General features: G+C 56.1%; 20 protein-coding genes. 13 read left to right on the top strand and 7 right to left on the bottom strand.

What is annotated here, in order from left to right; genetic code table 11:
- The first annotated feature begins 47 nt into the window (after positions 1-47).
- From K5Y33_RS21755 to K5Y33_RS21745, 3 genes are all read left to right on the top strand, one after another.
- Positions 48-1,064: a hydrolase gene (locus K5Y33_RS21755; RefSeq protein WP_222235093.1), complete on the top strand. Its 1,017-nt coding sequence runs from the start codon at positions 48-50 to the stop codon at positions 1,062-1,064.
- Positions 1,065-1,066: 2 nt separating this feature from the next.
- The gene (locus K5Y33_RS21750; protein WP_222235092.1) at positions 1,067-1,285 is read left to right on the top strand and encodes a YheU family protein; all 219 of its coding nucleotides are present in this window, start codon (positions 1,067-1,069) and stop codon (positions 1,283-1,285) included.
- 61 nt (positions 1,286-1,346) lie between these two features.
- On the top strand, positions 1,347-2,216 hold the full coding sequence (locus K5Y33_RS21745; RefSeq protein ID WP_101762648.1) for a phosphoribulokinase: 870 nt from the start codon (positions 1,347-1,349) through the stop codon (positions 2,214-2,216).
- A gap of 49 nt (positions 2,217-2,265) precedes the next feature.
- Here K5Y33_RS21745 and K5Y33_RS21740 read toward each other — a convergent pair whose 3' ends face one another.
- Entirely contained in the window at positions 2,266-2,670 is a 405-nt protein-coding gene (locus tag K5Y33_RS21740; protein WP_049851954.1) for an OsmC family protein, read from the bottom strand.
- A 305-nt stretch (positions 2,671-2,975) separates the two neighbouring features.
- On the opposite strand from K5Y33_RS21740, the gene crp reads away from it, so the two are divergent.
- Positions 2,976-3,608, top strand: a complete 633-nt coding sequence (crp, locus tag K5Y33_RS21735) for a cAMP-activated global transcriptional regulator CRP (protein ID WP_003852956.1) — start codon at positions 2,976-2,978, stop codon at positions 3,606-3,608.
- Between the two features lie 58 nt (positions 3,609-3,666).
- Complete coding sequence (locus K5Y33_RS21730) at positions 3,667-5,745, top strand: YccS/YhfK family putative transporter (RefSeq protein WP_110867606.1); 2,079 nt, start codon at positions 3,667-3,669, stop codon at positions 5,743-5,745.
- On the opposite strand, the gene K5Y33_RS21725 is transcribed toward K5Y33_RS21730, so the two are convergent.
- Both K5Y33_RS21725 and K5Y33_RS21720 read right to left on the bottom strand, forming a co-directional pair.
- Positions 5,742-6,962, bottom strand: a complete 1,221-nt coding sequence (locus K5Y33_RS21725; RefSeq protein WP_222235091.1) for an aspartate aminotransferase family protein — start codon at positions 6,960-6,962, stop codon at positions 5,742-5,744. The genes K5Y33_RS21730 and K5Y33_RS21725 overlap by 4 nt on opposite strands.
- 87 nt (positions 6,963-7,049) lie before the next feature.
- Positions 7,050-7,625 carry an aminodeoxychorismate synthase component II gene (locus tag K5Y33_RS21720; protein WP_137386648.1) on the bottom strand — a complete coding sequence of 192 codons (576 nt, stop codon included), beginning with the start codon at positions 7,623-7,625 and terminating at the stop codon, positions 7,050-7,052.
- A 148-nt stretch (positions 7,626-7,773) separates the two neighbouring features.
- Between K5Y33_RS21720 and K5Y33_RS21715 the strand changes: the two genes are divergently transcribed.
- Positions 7,774-8,145 (top strand): type II toxin-antitoxin system RelE/ParE family toxin, encoded by a 372-nt coding sequence (locus K5Y33_RS21715; protein ID WP_222235090.1) that lies wholly within the window; start codon positions 7,774-7,776, stop codon positions 8,143-8,145.
- Positions 8,129-8,452 (top strand): DNA-binding transcriptional regulator, encoded by a 324-nt coding sequence (locus K5Y33_RS21710; RefSeq protein ID WP_110867610.1) that lies wholly within the window; start codon positions 8,129-8,131, stop codon positions 8,450-8,452. The genes K5Y33_RS21715 and K5Y33_RS21710 overlap by 17 nt, the downstream gene beginning before the upstream one ends.
- Here the strand turns inward: K5Y33_RS21710 and K5Y33_RS21705 are convergent.
- From K5Y33_RS21705 to ppiA, 3 genes are all read right to left on the bottom strand, one after another.
- The gene (locus K5Y33_RS21705; RefSeq protein ID WP_110867611.1) at positions 8,444-9,046 is read right to left on the bottom strand and encodes a putative adenosine monophosphate-protein transferase Fic; all 603 of its coding nucleotides are present in this window, start codon (positions 9,044-9,046) and stop codon (positions 8,444-8,446) included. The two genes, K5Y33_RS21710 and K5Y33_RS21705, sit on opposite strands and share 9 nt — an antisense overlap.
- The gene (locus tag K5Y33_RS21700) at positions 9,036-9,206 is read right to left on the bottom strand and encodes a YhfG family protein (protein WP_101762654.1); all 171 of its coding nucleotides are present in this window, start codon (positions 9,204-9,206) and stop codon (positions 9,036-9,038) included. Before K5Y33_RS21700 ends, K5Y33_RS21705 begins: the two co-directional genes overlap by 11 nt.
- Before the next feature lie 98 nt (positions 9,207-9,304).
- Complete coding sequence (gene ppiA / locus K5Y33_RS21695; RefSeq protein WP_008101803.1) at positions 9,305-9,877, bottom strand: peptidylprolyl isomerase A; 573 nt, start codon at positions 9,875-9,877, stop codon at positions 9,305-9,307.
- A 262-nt stretch (positions 9,878-10,139) separates the two neighbouring features.
- Here ppiA and tsgA point away from each other — a divergent pair, with 262 nt between their 5' ends.
- Entirely contained in the window at positions 10,140-11,318 is a 1,179-nt protein-coding gene (gene tsgA, locus K5Y33_RS21690) for an MFS transporter TsgA (RefSeq protein WP_008101801.1), read from the top strand.
- A gap of 33 nt (positions 11,319-11,351) precedes the next feature.
- Here the strand turns inward: tsgA and K5Y33_RS21685 are convergent, their stop codons facing one another.
- Positions 11,352-12,635 (bottom strand): cytosine deaminase, encoded by a 1,284-nt coding sequence (locus tag K5Y33_RS21685; RefSeq protein ID WP_222235089.1) that lies wholly within the window; start codon positions 12,633-12,635, stop codon positions 11,352-11,354.
- Positions 12,636-12,921: 286 nt separating this feature from the next.
- Here K5Y33_RS21685 and nirB point away from each other — a divergent pair, with 286 nt between their 5' ends.
- The 5 genes from nirB to K5Y33_RS21660 all read left to right on the top strand — a co-directional run bounded on the left by nirB (position 12,922) and on the right by K5Y33_RS21660 (position 18,550).
- Positions 12,922-15,462, top strand: coding sequence for a nitrite reductase large subunit NirB (gene nirB, locus K5Y33_RS21680; protein ID WP_222235088.1), 2,541 nt, complete (start codon positions 12,922-12,924; stop codon positions 15,460-15,462).
- Positions 15,459-15,785 carry a nitrite reductase small subunit NirD gene (gene nirD, locus K5Y33_RS21675; protein ID WP_110867613.1) on the top strand — a complete coding sequence of 109 codons (327 nt, stop codon included), beginning with the start codon at positions 15,459-15,461 and terminating at the stop codon, positions 15,783-15,785. The genes nirB and nirD overlap by 4 nt, the downstream gene beginning before the upstream one ends.
- A gap of 30 nt (positions 15,786-15,815) precedes the next feature.
- Complete coding sequence (gene nirC, locus K5Y33_RS21670; protein WP_222235087.1) at positions 15,816-16,619, top strand: nitrite transporter NirC; 804 nt, start codon at positions 15,816-15,818, stop codon at positions 16,617-16,619.
- Positions 16,620-16,663: 44 nt separating this feature from the next.
- Positions 16,664-18,028, top strand: coding sequence for a siroheme synthase CysG (gene cysG / locus K5Y33_RS21665; RefSeq protein ID WP_222235086.1), 1,365 nt, complete (start codon positions 16,664-16,666; stop codon positions 18,026-18,028).
- A 75-nt stretch (positions 18,029-18,103) separates the two neighbouring features.
- On the top strand, positions 18,104-18,550 hold the full coding sequence (locus K5Y33_RS21660; protein WP_222235085.1) for a hypothetical protein: 447 nt from the start codon (positions 18,104-18,106) through the stop codon (positions 18,548-18,550).
- The last annotated feature ends 13 nt before the right edge of the window (positions 18,551-18,563 follow it).

Below are 18,563 nucleotides of genomic sequence, written 5' to 3'. Positions count from 1 at the left end.
CTCCTCACCCAGTAAAGCGAACAACCCATCGAAGCTATCAGCGACTTATGCATCAGACAAGCCTTTACCCAAGCTATTTTGATCGCCCCAGCGGCGAGCGTTTTAAACCCCTGCGCGGATTCAGCAACGCGCATCTGCAAACGCTGCTGCCGCGTATTCTGCGGCGCCGCGTTACGTTACGTCCGCACTGGCAGCGTCTTGACCTGCCGGACGGCGATTTTGTCGATTTAGCGTGGAGTGAAGATCCGGCGCAGGCGCGTCATAAACCGCGCATGGTGATGTTTCACGGACTGGAAGGCAGCTTTCGCAGCCCGTATGCGCACGGCCTGATGCAGGCGTGTCAGGCACGCGGCTGGCTGGCGGTGGTAATGCACTTTCGCGGCTGCAGCGGCGAGCCTAATCGCTTAAAGCGCATCTATCACTCCGGTGAAACCGAAGACGCCACCTACTTCCTTCACTGGCTGCAGCGCGAATGGGGCAGCGTACCCACCGCCGCCGTCGGCGTTTCGCTGGGCGGCAACATGCTTGCTTGCCTGCTGGGTCAGCAAGGTCACGACGTGCCGATTGATGCTGGCATCGCCATCTCAGCGCCGCTGGCGCTCGAGCCGTGCAGCGGCAAGCTGGATGTGGGTTTTTCACGCTTTTATCAGCACTATTTACTGACGCAGCTGAAAAAGAACGCCACGCGCAAACTGCGCGCCTGGCCTGGCACCCTGCCGGTCGATCTCAGCCAGTTACGTGCTTTCCGCCGCTTACGCGAGTTCGATGATGCGATAACCGCACGTGCGCACGGTTTTATTGACGCCAACGACTATTATCAACGAGCCAGCGCGCTGCCGTTGCTGACTGGCGTGCGTAAACCGCTGTTGATCATTCACGCGCAAGACGATCCCTTTATGACCGATGCCGTTATTCCGCAACCTGACCAGCTGTCAGCCTCCATTCAGTATCAGCTGACGCAGCAAGGCGGCCACGTCGGTTTCGTCGGCGGCACCGTTCTTAAACCGAAAATGTGGCTGGAACAGCGCGTGCCCGACTGGCTCTCAACCTATCTGGATGTGTAATTGTGATTATTCCCTGGCAAGAACTCGAAGCGGACACGCTGGAAAACGTGATTGAAACCTTCGTGTTACGCGAAGGCACTGATTACGGCGAGCAGGAACGCAGTTTGCTGCAAAAAGTCGCCGACGTGCGCCGCCAACTTGAGCGCGGCGACGTGGTGCTGGTGTGGTCGGAACTGCATGAATCGATCAATATTATGCCGAAGGGTGAATTCCGCGGCTGATGCACCCCGCGGCAATTCGTGGTAACAATGCTCATCGCCGGACTTCACAGGGAGCTCTGTTATGTCAGCCAGGCATCCAATTATTGCCGTCACCGGTTCCAGCGGCGCCGGAACCACCACCACCAGCCTCGCCTTCCGTAAAATTTTCCAGCAGCTGAATTTGCATGCGGCGGAACTCGAAGGCGACAGTTTCCATCGCTACACACGTCCGGAAATGGACATGGCGATCCGCAAGGCGCGCGATCTCGGGCGCCACATCAGCTACTTCGGCCCGGAAGCCAACGACTTCGGCCTGCTGGAGCAGACGTTTAAACATTACGGCCAAACCGGCCTTGGCGAATCGCGCAAATATCTACATACCTACGATGAAGCCGTGCCGTGGAATCAGGTGCCGGGCACTTTTACGCCGTGGCAGCCGCTGCCGGAAAACACCGATGTGCTGTTCTATGAAGGCTTACACGGCGGTGTGGTCACGCAGCAGCAAAATGTGGCGGAGCATGTCGATCTGCTGGTTGGCGTGGTGCCGATTGTTAACCTTGAGTGGATTCAGAAGCTGGTGCGTGACACCAGCGAGCGCGGCCATTCACGCGAAGCGGTGATGGATTCGGTGGTACGGTCAATGGAGGATTACATTAACTTCATCACGCCACAGTTCTCGCGCACCCACATTAACTTCCAGCGCGTGCCGACCGTTGATACCTCAAACCCGTTTGCCGCACGCGAAATTCCGTCGCTCGACGAAAGCTTCGTGGTGATCCATTTCCGTGGTCTGGAAGGCATCGCGTTCCCCTATCTGCTGGCGATGATTCAGGGATCGTTTATTTCCCACATCAATACGCTGGTGGTGCCGGGTGGCAAAATGGGATTGGCGATGGAGCTGATTATGCTGCCGCTGGTACAGCGACTGATTGAAGGGAAGCGGATTGAATAAGCGAAGTCATTCCGTAGCGGCGCAACTTATTGCGCCGCTACAACCCGAGTTATAACTCGATCACCTCATAGCTGTGGGTAATTTCAACGCCTTTACCCAGCATGATCGCTACCGAACAATATTTTTCCGCTGACAGATCGACCGCACGCGCAACGGCTTTGTCGCTCAACGCTTTACCGCTAACGATAAAATGCAGGTTGATGTGGGTAAAAATGCGTGGCGCTTCTTCACGGCGTTCCGATGTGAGCTTCACTTCGCAATCGGCCACATCGCTGCGCCCTTTTTGCAGGATCGACACCACATCAATAGCACTACAGCCGCCCGCGGCCATCAGCACCATCTCCATTGGACTTGGCGCTTTATCACCGGAATTACCATCCATCAATACCTGATGGCCGGATGAGGATTCTCCGAGAAAGGTAAGACCTTCCACCCATTTCACTCGTGCCTGCATGATTCTTTCTCCTGAAGCGGCGGTTTTGCCGCCAGAGTACGCTTTCACCTGACAAACAGCAATCCAGAGTAATCCCCCTTCTGCTGAAGCGAGACAACACAAGACAGCTCGCAAAAGCTGTGCTACAAACAGTGCTGAAAATATTTTCGTCATTACAGACGAAGGCCGGAAGAATCAAAAGCGTAGCTTAAGAGTCCACCCGGAATAATTTTTCCTTTACTGGAAACGCTCGACGATTAAACCGCCTGACAGGGAAAAAATGCCCCCTGTGTTTTGGGCACGATTACAACAGAGGATAATAGCGAATGGTTCTCGGCAAACCGCAAACAGACCCTACACTCGAATGGTTCCTGTCCCATTGCCATATTCACAAATATCCATCCAAAAGCACGCTCATCCATCAGGGTGAGAAAGCGGAAACGCTTTACTACATCGTAAAAGGTTCCGTAGCGGTACTGATTAAAGATGAAGAAGGCAAAGAGATGATTCTCTCCTACCTCAATCAGGGGGATTTCATCGGCGAACTCGGTCTTTTCGAAGAAGGCCAGGAACGTAGTGCTTGGGTGCGTGCGAAGTCTGCCTGCGAAGTGGCTGAAATTTCATACAAAAAATTCCGTCAGCTGATTCAGGTAAACCCGGATATTTTAATGCGACTTTCGTCGCAAATGGCGCGTCGTCTGCAAGTGACATCTGAGAAAGTGGGCAACCTTGCCTTCCTCGATGTCACCGGACGTATTGCGCAAACGCTGCTAAATCTGGCCAAACAGCCAGATGCGATGACTCACCCAGACGGGATGCAAATCAAAATCACCCGTCAGGAGATTGGTCAGATCGTGGGCTGCTCACGCGAAACCGTGGGTCGTATCCTGAAAATGCTGGAAGATCAGAACCTGATCTCCGCACACGGTAAAACCATCGTCGTTTACGGCACCCGCTAATTTCTTCTCACCCACGGCGTGATGGCAACATCGCGCCGTTTCTATTTGCGATGAGCTGATGTGGCGCCGAATCATCTATCATCCCGAAGTTAACTATGCGCTGCGGCAAACGCTGGTGCTGTGCCTGCCTGTGGCTCTCGGTTGGCTGTTTGGCGATCTGCAAAAAGGTCTGCTGTTCTCGTTAGTGCCGGCCTGCTGCAACATGGCGGGACTGGATACGCCGCACAAACGCTTCTTCAAACGCCTGATTGTGGGTGGTTCGCTGTTTGCCACCGGCAGTTTCCTGATGCAAATCCTCACCGCTTACCAGATACCGCTGCCGCTGATTTTACTGGCGCTGCCGCTGCTGATTGGCGTAACCGGCGAAATCGGCCCGCTGCACGCGCGCCTGCTGCCCGCCACACTCATCGCCGCCATCTTTACGCTCAGCTTAGTGGGACGCATGCCGATATGGGTGCCGCCGCTGCTCTACATTGGCGGCACGCTGTGGTACGGCTTGTTCAACTGGTTCTGGTTCTGGCTGTGGAAAGAGCAGCCGATGCGCGAATCGCTCAGCCTGCTGTTCCGCGAGCTGGCGGATTACTGCGATGCCAAATACACCTTACTGACGCAGCTGACCGATCCGGAGAAAGCGCTGCCGCCGCTGCTGGCGCGCCAGCAAAAGGCGGTCGACCTCATCACCACCTGCTATCAGCAAATGCATATGCTGTCGGCGAGCCGCGATAACAGCCACAAACGCCTGACGCGCGCTTTCCAGGTGGCGCTGGATTTACAGGAACACATCTCCGTGAGTTTGCATCAGCCCGAAGAGGTGCAGAAGCTGGTTGAGGAGAGCCACGCCGAAGCGGTGATTCGCTGGAACGCCAAGATTATCTCGGCGCGGCTGCGCGTGCTGGCGGATGCGATTCTCTACCATCAGCTGCCGGACCGTTTTCACATGGAGAAACAGCTCGGCGCGCTGGAGAAAATTGCACGCCAGCATCCGGATAATCCGGTCGGCAACTTCTGCCTGTATCACTTCAGTCGCATCGCCCGCGTGTTGCGTACGCAGAAGCCGCTCTACACGCGTGACCTAATGGCCGATCGCCAGCGCCGTTTGCCGCTGTTGCCGGCGCTGCGCAGTTATCTGTCATTCAAATCCACCGCGTTACGCACCGCAGCCCGCTTCGCTGTGATGCTGATGTTTGGCAGCTCGCTGGCGCTGTTCTTTAACATCCCCAAACCTTACTGGATTCTGATGACCATCATGTTCGTCAGCCAGAACGGTTACAACGCCACGCGCGTGCGTATTCAGCACCGTGCGCTGGGCACTTTCGCCGGATTGCTGATCGCCGCCGCGTCGCTGCAGCTGGCGGTGCCGGAATCGATCACGCTGCTGTTTATGCTGGGGATTACGCTGGCGAGCTATCTGATCACGCGGAAATATTATGGCTGGTCGATGATTGGCTTTACCGTCACGGCGGTGTATTCGCTGCAATTGCTGTCGCTGAACGGCGCACAGTTTCTGCTGCCGCGCATGATGGATACCTTGATGGGCTGTTTAATTGCCTTCGCCGGGATGATTTGGCTGTGGCCGCAGTGGCAAAGCGGGCTGCTGCGCAAGAACGCGCACGATGCGCTGGAAGCCTATCAGGAGGCGCTGCAACTGCTGCTGGGGCCGGAACAGTCGCCCGATAAACTGGCTTATCAGCGCATAAAGGTTAATCAGGCGCACAACGCGCTGTTCAACTCATTGAACCAGGCATCGAGCGAGCCGGGCTTTAACCTGCAATATCTGAAAGATATGCGCATGTGGGTTACGCACAGTCAGTTCATCGTCGAGCATATTAATGCCATGACGATTCTGGCGCGCGAGCACACCATGCTGACATCGAAGCTAGCAGAAGGTTATCTGCAATCCTGTGAAATCGCGCTGCAGCGTTGTCAGCAGCGGCTGGCGTATGACGGTCCGGGTAACGACAGCAATATTCTGGAAGCGCCGGAGAATCTTAATGAAGGGCCGGTGACGATTGTTGAACAGCATGTGAAGCGGATCTTGCAGCACCTCAGCGTGATGCACACCATCTCTTCGCTGGCGTGGAGCCAGCGACCGCATCATGGCCGCTGGCTCAAGGTGTTACGTCCGAAAGCGGATTAAGCGGCCAGCACCTTCTCAATCGCGCTGGCGAAACGCGTCATGCCTTCGGCGATATCGGTCGGTTCAATCACCAGCGACGGCACAAAACGGATCACGTCAGTACCGGCGGTGAGAATCATCAGCCCTTCCGCGGCGGAAGCGTTGAGGATGTCACGCGCTTTGCTGGCGAACTGCGGCTTCAGCACGGCACCAATCAACAGACCTTTGCCGCGAATCTCGCTGAAGATAGCGAATTTGCTGTCGATGGCTTGCAGCGCTTCAACAAACTGCTGACGACGCGCTTCCACACCTTCCAGCACTTCTGGCGTGTTGATGATGTCCAGCGCGGTTTCAGCAATGGCACACGCCAGCGGATTGCCGCCGTAAGTGGTGCCGTGCACGCCCGGCGCCATTACTGAGGCGATTTCATTGGTGGTCAACATCGCACTCACCGGGAAACCGCCGCCCAGCGCTTTGGCGGTGGTGAGGATATCGGGCTTGATACCGTAATGTTCATACGCAAAGAGTTTGCCGCTGCGTCCCATGCCGCTCTGCACTTCATCCAGTACTAGCAGCGCATGATGTTCATCACAGAGGGCGCGCAGGCCTTGCATAAATTCTGGCGTAGCCGGCATCACGCCGCCTTCGCCCTGAATCGGCTCGACCACGATGGCGCAGGTATGGTCGTCAATCACCGCTTTCACCGCATCGAGATCGTTGAACGGCACATGCACGATATCCGCCGGTTTTGGACCGAAGCCATCAGAATATTTCGGCTGGCCACCCACCGACACGGTGAACAGCGTGCGACCGTGGAAGGCGTTATGGAAGGCGATGATTTTACTTTTAAACGGGCTGTGTTTTTTGCAGGCGTAATAACGCGCCAGCTTGAATGCCGCTTCATTGGCTTCCGCGCCAGAATTACCGAAAAACACCCGATCGGCAAAGGTCGCGGCAATCAGTTTACTCGCCAGACGCAGCGCCGGTTCGTTGGTGAACACGTTGCTGGTGTGCCACAGCGTTTCGCCCTGGGTTTTCAGCGTTTCCACCAGCGCCGGATGACAATGGCCCAATGCAGTCACCGCGATACCGCCAGAGAAATCGATATACTCTTTGCCCTGCTGATCCCACACTCGGCTGCCTTTGCCTTTTACCGGCACAAACTGCGCAGGTGCATAAACAGGCAAAATTACGTTATCGAACGTTTCCCGGGTTACCGCTAGTTTTTCCGCTGCCATTGACGACCTCATCGGGTTATTTGTTGAGCTGATGTGAAATTATAATCACAAAATATGCATAAAAAGTCACACGAAGGCAAACATAAGTTACGCGTTGAGGAAATTAGCCAGCAGCTGATGCCCTTGCTCACTGAGGATGCTTTCCGGATGGAACTGCACGCCTTCCAGCGGCAAGCTGCGATGGCGGAAGCCCATGATCTCATCCGGCTGGCCGTCGCGCAGGCTCCACGCGGTGACTTCAAACTCAGCGGGCAGCGTATCGCGCGCCACAATCAATGAGTGATAGCGGGTCACGGTAAGCGGATTATTCAGATCACGAAACACACCTTGGTTGGTGTGCTGAATCAGCGAGGTTTTGCCATGCATCACCTGGCGCGCGCGTACCACCTGCGCGCCATAGGCTTGCGCAATCGCCTGATGTCCAAGGCAAACGCCGAGGATCGGCAAGCGCCCGGCAAAATGGCGAATAGCCGCGAGCGAGATGCCAGATTGATCCGGCGTACATGGGCCCGGCGAAATCACCAGATGCGTCAGCGGCAGCGCTGCCATCTCATCCAGCGTAATGGCGTCGTTGCGCACCACACGCACATCCGCGCCCAGCTCGCAGAAGTATTGGTAGAGATTCCAGGTGAAGGAGTCGTAGTTATCGATTAGCAGCAGCATAGTAGGTCGTAGCAGTGTGTCATTGCGGCAACTGCCGCAAGAAAGGTCGCAAAAAAGCTATGTTAACACCTTCAATCTTAATACCCGCTAGCTGACGAAAAAGATTCTGATTACTCTCGCACCCAGTGCTATATTTTGGAGAGTGACTATGTCAGCTACAACGCGAGTATTCAAAACCAAATGGTTCAGTAAGCAAGCCCGTCGGCATCTTATTGGCGATAAAGAACTTTGTCGGGCAATTGCAGCAGTAAAACTGGGTTATGCCGATGATTTGGGTGGTGGCGTATTTAAAAAGCGTCTGCAGCAAAATCGCGATCGCGCCATCATTCTGGCCAAAGGGGGTAAAAACTGGATTTATACCTTTTTATTTGCCAAACAGGATCAGAGCAACCTGAGTGAAAGCGAACTTGAGGGCTTTCGTGAGCTGGCAAAACAATACTCGTTGATTTCGAATGAGGCTCTGAATCGGCTGCTCGCCGTTCGGGAGTTAGTGGAGATGTGTCATGGCCATAACGCGTAAATTTAAAAGTCCGGCTTTTGCAGCCATTCACAGCGCGGCATCCGGATTGTTTGAAGTAGATGCCATCAGCAAACAGAGCATGCGTGATTTTGATGAACGTTGCCTGGGCGATGTCGCCGCGCTCGATGCGCAGGCGATTAAGAACTTGCGCGAAAATTTGAATGTTAGTCAGCCGGTTTTTGCCCGCTATCTCAACACCAGTGTGTCAACCGTGCAGAAATGGGAAACCGGGGCTAAACGCCCCGGCGGAATCTCTCTTAAGCTGTTGTCCGTGGTGCAAAAACACGGGCTTGAAGTGTTACTGTAAAACCTTCGCCGGGCTCACCACTTTCGCAAATTGCGCGGCAAGCGGTGCCAGATCGCCGGCGACGCCCGCCGAGATCGCAGCGCGCCACGCATCGCGTTCGAGTGTTTCCCACGAAAGCTGATACCCGGCATGCAGTGCCAACTGCTCGAAGAAGATGCGCTGCGCGCGGCCATTGCCGGCGCGGAACGGATGCAGCACGAAGATCTCACAATAGTAATGTGCGATACGCGCCACGAACGCTTCCTGCTCAAGGTCAGCCAGGCCGCGCTCTTCCTCCAGCGCCTGCATCAGCGTGTTGCCCTCTTTCTCGATGTATTCGCAATGACAATACGGCGTTTCATCGCGCCAGATATCGATGGTGCGCAATTCTCCCGCCCAGCTGTAGAGATCCTGAAACAGCGTGCGATGAATATGGCAAAGACGTGGCAAACCGATGCTGCGCTGGCCAAGTTCTAACGTCGCCAGGCGCGCGGTGCTGAAAGCCAGTTCCGCTTTGCGCAGCTGGGCTTCATCATGAATATCGAGGCGATTCTTCAACACATTGTCGTTGTGCCACAAATAGGGATCGCGTACCGCTAAGCTGTTATCCACCATATTGCCTCCTCAGCGACTCGAGTCGCTCCTCAGCATGTTCGGCATCAATAAGAGCTTCGCTATAGGTATATCCGGCCAGTCGACAGCTGGCCTGGTAGCTCGCAGCACGGCGCTGCTGCCACAAAGTGGCTTTCTGTTTCTCAGTGAGTTTGCTAGTCATAGCGCCTCCGGCAAGCAATGAGCCCTAAGTATAAGCAGCAATTTTTTGCTTTGCCGGAGAGCCAATGATGCGCCATGCGAAAATGGCGCGTTTCAGAATTAAGGCAGGACTTTGGCGGAGAGGATAACAATCGGTTTTGACGGCACATTTTGGTACGGTCCCACATCTTTGGTAGGGACCTGCGCAATCTTGTCGATCACATCCTGGCCTTTCACAACTTTACCAAATACCGCATAGCCGAAATCACGCTGACCGTGATCGAGGAACGCATTATCGGCTACGTTGAGGAAAAACTGGCTGGTGGCGCTGTCTTTATCTGCGGTACGCGCCATCGAAATGGTGCCGCGCAGATTACGCAAGCCGTTGTCGGCTTCGTTCTTGATCGGCGCTACCGTTTGCTTCTGCTGCATGTCGGTAGTGAAACCGCCGCCCTGAATCATAAAGCCAGGAATAACGCGGTGGAAAATAGTGTTGTTGTAGAAACCATTGTTGACGTAATCAACAAAGTTTTTCACCGAAACCGGGGCTTTCTGGTTGTTCAGTTCGAGTTCAATATTGCCCGCAGAGGTGGTGAGCAGCACATGTGGATCGCCTTTTGCGGCGAGCGCGGCAGACGATACGGAAGAGAGCGCTAACAGGGCAACCGCCGCTGTCAAAGTACGTTTAAGCATGAAAGATTCCTTACCATGGAGAGCTAGCTCAAAAACGAGATTGATTGTAAAGAGCATGTGATCCAAGAGCCAGCGTTTTACCGATATTTACGTGGATGTTGCTATTGTCATACTTTTGCCGCCACGCAATCATTTGCGTGATGAAAATCACACTCTCAATGAAATATTTCCGCCTTGTTACACTCATTGTTTATTAAGATCACAGCAACACTTACAATTCATGACACTTTTTGCCAACTTCGTCGCTTAACAGGTTCAGAACATGACAAACCGTAATCGCATTGGCCTTACCTGGATTAGCTATTTCTCCTATGCGCTCACCGGCGCACTGGTGATCGTTACCGGTATGGTGCTGGACAATATCGCGCAGTATTTCCAGCGCCCTATTTCAGAAATGAGCAACACTTTCACATTCCTCAATGCGGGCATTTTGGTGTCGGTGTTCCTGAACGCCTGGCTGATGGTGATTGTGCCGTTGAAGCGCCAGCTGATCTTTGGCTTTGTGCTGATGATCCTCGCCGTTGCCGGCCTGATGACCAGCCACGATCTCACCGTCTTCTCGCTGTGCATGTTCATCCTCGGCGTCGTCAGCGGCATCACGATGTCGATCGGTACCTTCCTGATCACCCATCTGTACGATGGCCGTCAGCGCGGCGCACGTCTGCTGTTTACCGATTCGTTCTTCAGCATGGCGGGCACCATCTTTCCGATCATCGCCGGTATCTTACTGGCGCGCGCGTTGCCGTGGTATTGGGTTTACGCCTGCATCGGCATCATTTATGTCGCGATCTTTGTGCTGACGCTGTTCATTGAGTTCCCGGTGCTGAAAAGCGAAGCCGCTAAGCCAGGCGTTGAGAAAGAGAAATGGGGCATCGGCGTGCTGTTCCTGTCGATTGCGGCACTGTGCTACATCCTCGGCCAGCTTGGCTTCATCTCGTGGGTGCCGGAATACGCTACCAAATCGATGGGCATGGATATCGCCGCTGCCGGTCAGCTGGTAGGTAACTTTTGGACCGCGTACATGGTCGGCATGTGGGTGTTCAGCTTCGTGCTGCGCTTCTTCGATCTGCAGCGCATCCTGATGGTGCTGGCGGCGCTGGCAACCGGTTTGATGTACTGGTTCGTCACCTCCAAAGACGCCAGCATGCTGCACTGGATCATCATGACGCTGGGCTTCAGCTCCAGCGCGATTTACACCACCATCATCACGCTGGGATCGCTGCAAACCAAAGTCTCTTCACCGAAGCTGGTGAACTTCATCCTGACCTGCGGCACCGTCGGCACCATGTTGACCTTCGTGGTAACCGGCCCAATCGTGGCGCAAGGTGGCGCACATGCTGCGCTCTCAACGGCTAACGGTTTGTACGCCGTGGTGTTTGTGATGTGTGTTCTGCTCGGCTTTGTGACCAAACATCGCCAGCACGGTCACGTCACCCACTAAGTTTGACGGGCGGACCGCAGTCCGCCCTGCTCTTCAACGTTTGAAGGTTACCGCTTCTTTTCCCGCTAAATAGATCTCACTGCTGGCGGGCTGCGTCGCAGCGACCAATACACCTTTACGTACTGAATAACGCACCGGCACCTGACGCCGCACCGCATCAAATCCACTCTCCGCCGGCAGAATAATCAGACTGGCATCATTACCTGCCTCAATACCGTAATTCGCCAGCTGCAGGGTTTTGGCGCTGTTGGCGGTAATCAGCTGCAATCCATTATCAATCTGCTCGTAACCCATCAGCTGACAGACATGCAATCCCATGTGCAGCACCTGCAGCATGCTGGCAGTGCCGAGCGGATACCAGGGATCGAACACATCATCGTGGCCAAAGCAGACGTTGATATTCGCTTCCAGCAACTCTTTCACCCGCGTGATGCCGCGACGTTTCGGATAGCTATCAAAGCGCCCTTGCAGATGGATATTCACCAGCGGATTAGCGACAAAGTTGATTTTTGAGAGCTTAAGCAGACGGAACAGCCGCGACGTGTAGGCATTGTTGTAGGAGTGCATCGCCGTGGTGTGGCTGGCAGTGACGCGCTCGCCGTTGCCATCGCGGTGTGCCAGTGCCGCCACGGTTTCGACAAAGCGCGACTGCTCATCGTCGATCTCGTCGCAGTGCACATCCACCAGGCGATCGTAGCGATTAGCCAGCGCAAAGGTTTTATGCAGCGACTCCACGCCGTATTCGCGGGTGAATTCGTAGTGCGGAATCGCGCCCACCACATCCGCGCCCATGCGCAGCGCCTCTTCCAGCAACGCTTCCCCGTTCGGATAAGAGAGAATGCCTTCCTGCGGAAACGCCACAATCTGGATGTCGATCCACGGCGCCATTTCCGCTTTCACCTCCAGCATCGCTGTTAACGCGGTCAGCGTGGGATCGGAGACATCGACGTGAGTCCGCACATGCTGAATCCCGTTGGCGATTTGCCACTTCAGGGTTTGCTGCGCGCGCTGTTTCACGTCGTCATGGCTCAGTAGCGCTTTGCGCTCCGCCCAGCGCTCGATGCCTTCAAACAGCGTGCCGGATTGGTTCCAGGCGGGTTCGCCAGCGGTTTGCGTGGTATCGAGGTGAATATGCGGCTCAATAAACGGCGCGCTCGCCAGTCCGCCCTCCGCATCCAGCGCGTCAGGCTGGGCTGCAGTTTGCGGCGGCTGCGGGCGAATCTGCGCAATCTTGCCGTTGGCGATTTCGATCTGCCACAAGCCTTGCTGGCCCGCTAAGCGCAGGTTGTTGATCCACTTCAGTGACGGGTTGGCCATGCCGTACTCCTGTAAAACACAAAACCTAAAGCTAGCATGAAAAACCCTGTCACCGCGGGCACATTCCGTAGCGGTGCAATTTATTGCGCGATGAATCGTGCCGCTACGGAATGTGCGGCGAAGAAATGATTAGGTAATTATCAACCAAATAAGCCACTTAACTAATTCGTTCAAAATCAGTTACATAACTCGAAATAGGTATATAAGGGTGCGCTTGATGTATATCAATAAGTTCCAAAAGCGCCGCGCTAAGGTAGGCGCAGATACCGCAATTTTTGAGGCAAGCATGAGCAAGCACAGTGTCGTTATTATTGGCAACGGCATGGTCGGCCACCGCTTTATAGAAGAACTTATCGACAAAGATGAATCTAATCAGTTTGCGATAACCGTTTTCTGTGAAGAACCTCGCGTCGCCTATGACCGCGTCCACCTTTCCGCCTATTTTTCCCATCACACCGCCGAAGAACTCTCACTGGTTCGCGAAGGGTATTACGAAAAGCATCAGGTAAAGCTGCTGCTCGGCGAACGCGCCATCACCATTAACCGCGATGAAAAACTGATTCACTCGAATAGCGGTCGCGCGGTGCATTACGACAAGCTGATTTTCGCCACCGGCTCTTATCCGTGGATTCCGCCGATTACCGGCGCGGAAGGCAGTGATTGCTATGTCTATCGCACCATTGAAGATCTCAACGCCATTGAAGCCTGTTCACGCCGCAGCAAACGCGGCGCGGTAATTGGCGGCGGCCTGTTGGGACTGGAAGCGGCAGGCGCGCTGAAAAACCTCGGCGTCGAAACCCACGTCATTGAGTTCGCGCCGGTGCTGATGGCGGAACAGCTCGATCCGCAAGGCGGCGAGCAGCTGCGTCGCAAGATCGAGCAGATGGGCGTGCGCGTTCACACCGGCAAAAACACCCAGCAGATCGTCCATCACGCGCAAGGCGTTAAAACGCTGGAGTTTGCTGACGGCAGCGCGCTGGATGTCGATTTCATCGTCTTCTCCACCGGCATTCGCCCGCAAGACAAGTTGGCCAAACAGTGCGGCCTGCAGCTGGGCACGCGCGGCGGTATCGCCATTGACGATCATTGCCAGACCAGCGATGCGGACATCTTCGCCATTGGTGAGTGTGCCGCGTGGCAGAACCGTATTTATGGCTTAGTCGCGCCAGGGTACAAAATGGCGCAGGTCGCCAGCGATCGGCTGGTTGGCCGCGACAACGCGTTTGCCGGAGCAGATATGAGCGCCAAGCTGAAACTGCTGGGCGTTGATGTCGGTGGCATTGGTGATGCGCATGGCCGCACGCCAGGCGCACGCAGCTTCGTGTGGCTTGATGAGCAGAAAAATATCTATAAGCGCCTGATCGTCAGCGAAGATAACCGCACGCTGCTGGGCGCGGTGCTGGTCGGTGACACCAGCGATTACGGCAATCTGCTGCAGCTGGCGCTGAATAACATCGCGCTACCGGAAAATCCGGCGTTGCTGATCCTGCCTGCGGGCAGCGGCGAGAAACCGGTAATGGGCGCTGATGCACTGCCGGACAGCGCGCAAATCTGCTCCTGCTTCGACGTCAGCAAAGGCGATATCGTCAAAGCGGTGCAAGGCGGTTGCCACACCGTCGCAGCGCTGAAAACCGAAACCCGCGCCGGCACCGGCTGCGGCGGCTGTATTCCGTTGATTACTCAGGTGCTGAACGCTGAATTGAGCCGTCAGGGCATCGAAGTGAACAATCATTTGTGCGCGCACTTCCCCTATTCGCGTCAGGAGCTGTATCACCTGATTCGCGTGGAAGAGATCACATCGTTCGACGCGCTGCTGGCGAAATATGGTCAGGGCTACGGCTGCGAGGTGTGTAAACCGACGGTTGGTTCACTGCTGGCTTCCTGCTGGAACGAATATGTGCTGAAGCCACAGCTCGCACCGCTGCAGGACAGCAACGATCTGTTCCTCGGCAATATTCAAAAAGACGGTACTTACTCGGTGATCCCGCGCTCGGCCGGAGGCGAAATCACGCCGGAAGGATTGATGGCGATTGGCGCCGTGGCGCGCCAGTACAATCTCTACACCAAAATCACTGGCTCGCAGCGTATTGGCCTATTTGGTGCGCAGCGCGATGATCTGCCGGCGATCTGGACGCAGCTGATTGCTGCCGGTTTTGAAACCGGACAAGCGTATGCCAAAGCGCTGCGCATGGCGAAAACCTGCGTCGGCAGCGTCTGGTGCCGCTTTGGCGTAGGCGATAGCCTCGGCTTCGGCATTGAGCTGGAGCATCGCTACAAAGGCATTCGTACCCCGCACAAGATGAAGTTTGGCGTCTCCGGCTGCACGCGCGAATGCGCCGAAGCGCAGGGCAAAGACGTGGGTATCATCGCCACCGAGAAAGGCTGGAACCTGTATGTGTGCGGCAATGGCGGCATGAAGCCACGTCACGCCGATTTGCTGGCTGCCGATCTTGATCGCGATACGCTGCTGCACTATCTCGACCGCTTCATGATGTTCTACATCCGCACCGGCGATCGCCTGCAGCGCACCTCGCTGTGGCTGGAAAGCATGGAAGGCGGCATTGACTATCTACGCAGCGTGATTATTGATGACAAACTCGGTCTGAATACACAGCTGGAAACGGAGCTGACGCGTCTGCGCGCGGCAGTGGAATGTGAATGGACCGCGACGCTGCAGGATCCGCAGCAGCAGCGTCACTTCCGCACTTTCATCAACAGCGATCGCCGCGATCCGCTGGTACAGCACATCAACCAACGCGATCAGCATCGTCCGGCGCAACCCGCCGAGCGCATTGCGGTCACTCTGATTGAGGAGATCGACGCATGAGCCAGTGGCATTCGGTGTGTGAACTCAGCCAAATTCTGCCTGCGACCGGCGTATGTGCGCTGATCAAAGGCCAGCAGATTGCCCTCTTCCGTCCGCACGACGATGAGCAACTCTACGCCTTGAGCAATATCGATCCTTTCGCCCAGGCCAGCGTGTTGTCACGCGGTCTGATTGCGGAGCACCAGCAGGCGCTGTGGGTGGCGAGTCCACTGAAGAAACAGCGCTTCCGCCTGAGCGATGGCTTGTGTCTGGAAGACGAAGCGTGCTCGGTGGCGAGCTATCCGGTGCGCGTTCGCGATGGCAAGGTAGAGATCTGCGCCTGACAGCATTCCTTCACTTTATGAGACGTCACTATGTTTACTGACACCCTGAATAAATGCGCCGCCAACGCGGCGCGCATTGTGCGTACGGCGCAGCACAGCCCGCTGGCCTTCTGGATCAGCTCGGCGATGGCGGGCGCTTACGTTGGCCTGGCGATTATCCTGATCTTCACGCTCGGCAATCTGGTCGATCCGGCTTATCGTCCGCTGCTGATGGGCGCGACTTTCGGTATCGCTTTAACGCTGGTGATCATCGCTGGTTCCGAGTTGTTCACCGGCCACACCATGTTCCTGACCATCGGCGTCAAAGCCGGCAGCATCAAGCAAGGCCAGATGTGGTGCGTGCTGCCGCAAACCTGGCTGGGTAATCTTGTCGGTTCAGTATTCGTCGCGCTGATTTATTACTATGCGGCGGGACCGCTGCTGCCAAATGCCGGATCGCTGCTGCACAGCGCGGCGCTGGCAAAAACCACGCAGCCAGCCATAGCGCTGTTCTTTAAAGGCGCGCTCTGTAACTGGCTGGTCTGTCTGGCGATTTGGATGGCGGTGCGTACCGAAGGCACGGCGAAGTTCATCGCCATCTGGTGGTGTTTGCTGGCGTTCATCGCTTCCGGCTACGAACACTCGATTGCCAACATGACGGTCTTTGCGCTGTCGTGGTTTGGTCAGCATAATGCCGACTTCACGCTAAGCGGCATCGGCCACAACCTGCTGTGGGTGACGCTGGGCAATATGTTCTCCGGCATGGTGCTGATGGGCCTCGGTTACTGGTACGCCACACCGCAGGCGCAGCGCCCGCAGGCCGAAGCGCAAGCCGCGCCGCTCAAAACCGCATAACACTTTTTCAGCCCGCCTTGCGCGGGCTTTTTTCAGGATGAGCTATGGACTACTTTCCGCTGTTTTGCCGCCTGCAAGGCAAGCGCTGTTTGCTGGTGGGCGGTGGCGATGTGGCAGAACGCAAAGCGCGTTTGCTGCTGGACGCCGGTGCCAATTTGCAGGTTGGCGCGCTGGATTTCTCCCCCGCTTTTCAGCAGTGGGCACAACAGGGAAAGTTGACCTTACTCCCCGGCGCGTTTGACGAGCGCTGGCTTGAGGATTGTTGGCTGGTGATTGCCGCCACCGATGATAATGCGGTGAATCAGCAGGTTGGCGATGCGACTGAGCGGCGGCGCATCTTTTGCAATCTGGTGGATGCGCCGCAGGAAGCCAGCGCGATTATGCCGTCGATTGTCGACCGTTCGCCGCTGATGATCGCCGTGTCATCTGGCGGTCGCGCGCCGGTGCTGGCGCGTTTGCTGCGTGAAAAACTTGAAGCGATGCTGCCACAACATCTGGGTGAGTTAGCGTCCTTAGCCGGATCGTTGCGCAATCGTGTGAAGCGTAGCTTTAACAGCATGGCGCAGCGGCGCGCTTTCTGGGAGCGCTTCTTCGTGAGCGATCGTCTGGCGCAAACCCTGGCGAATGGTGATCGACCACGCGCCGAGCACATCGTCGAGACCTTGTTCGATGCGCCGCTGTCGCAGCAAGGCGAAGTGGTGCTGGTAGGCGCCGGGCCGGGCGATGCGGGGCTGCTGACGTTGAAAGGTTTGCAGCACATCCAGCAGGCCGATGTGGTGGTGTATGACCGCCTGGTCTCGGCGCCGATTCTTAATCTGGTCCGCCGCGATGCGGAGCGCATCTTTGTCGGCAAACAAGCCGGCAATCACTGCGTACCGCAATCGCAGATCAACCAGGTTTTACTTGAGCAGGCGCAGAGCGGCAAGCGCGTGGTGCGACTAAAAGGTGGCGATCCCTTTATCTTCGGCCGCGGCGGTGAAGAGCTGGAACTGCTGGCGCAGCACAACATCCCGTTTAGCGTGGTGCCGGGCATCACCGCCGCCTCGGGCTGTTCTGCTTACAGCGGTATTCCGCTGACGCATCGCGACCACGCGCAGAGCGTACGTTTCGTCACCGGCCATTTGCAGCAGCATGGCGAAATCGAGTGGCGCAAGCTGGCGGCTGAACAGCAAACGCTGGTGTTCTATATGGGGCTGGCGCAGGCGCCGGAAATTCAGCAGCAGCTGTTGCAACACGGCATGGATGCTGCGATGCCGGTGGCGATCGTGCAGAACGGCACCACGCCGCAGCAGCGCGTTGAGACCGCAACGCTGGCGGAACTGGCCACGCTGGCGCAGCAGTTTGCCAGTCCGGCTCTGATTATCGTTGGGCGCGTGGTGGAACTGCGTTCTCAGTTACGCTGGTTCTGAAACGGCAAAAAACTGTACAGCGCTGCGCTTTGTCGCCAGACTATGGGCCATCTTTCTCATCAATAAGGAGTTTCCATGCGCGTTGCTTCATGGGTTTGCGCGTTGTTATTGCCGTTAAGCGCGCTTGCTACCGCCGCACCGGTTACCTGGTCGAACGTGGTGGGTGAATGGCAGGTGGTGGCGGTAACGCCTAAGAAGGAAGTCGGTCAGCTGTATATCAAGAATGATCCACAGTTTATGGGCGCGCGCGTGGCGTTTAAGCCGAATGCGATCACCTGGACGCGCGGTACTGCTGAGCGCAGCATCAATCCTTCCGTCGATAACTGCAACGCTAAACCGCGCCTGAGCGCCGCCAATGGCGCGGGCCAGGATGGTGATTTCACCTTCCGTTACGGTTTCAATGTGAGTTGTGGCAACCAGGCGTGGGGACCTGCGCCGGGCGCGGTGATCAGCGTGCTGGCTGACGGTAACGCCCGCCTGTTCTGGGATGGCGCGGAACTGGCGTTACATCGCATCAAATAAAAAACGGCGGGTC

The sequence above is a fragment of the Pantoea sp. DY-17 genome (assembly GCF_019795975.1).
Taxonomy (GTDB): domain Bacteria; phylum Pseudomonadota; class Gammaproteobacteria; order Enterobacterales; family Enterobacteriaceae; genus Pantoea; species Pantoea leporis.
The sequence above is the reverse complement of the archived record's forward strand: the minus strand, read 5'-3'. Positions and strand labels throughout refer to the sequence as shown.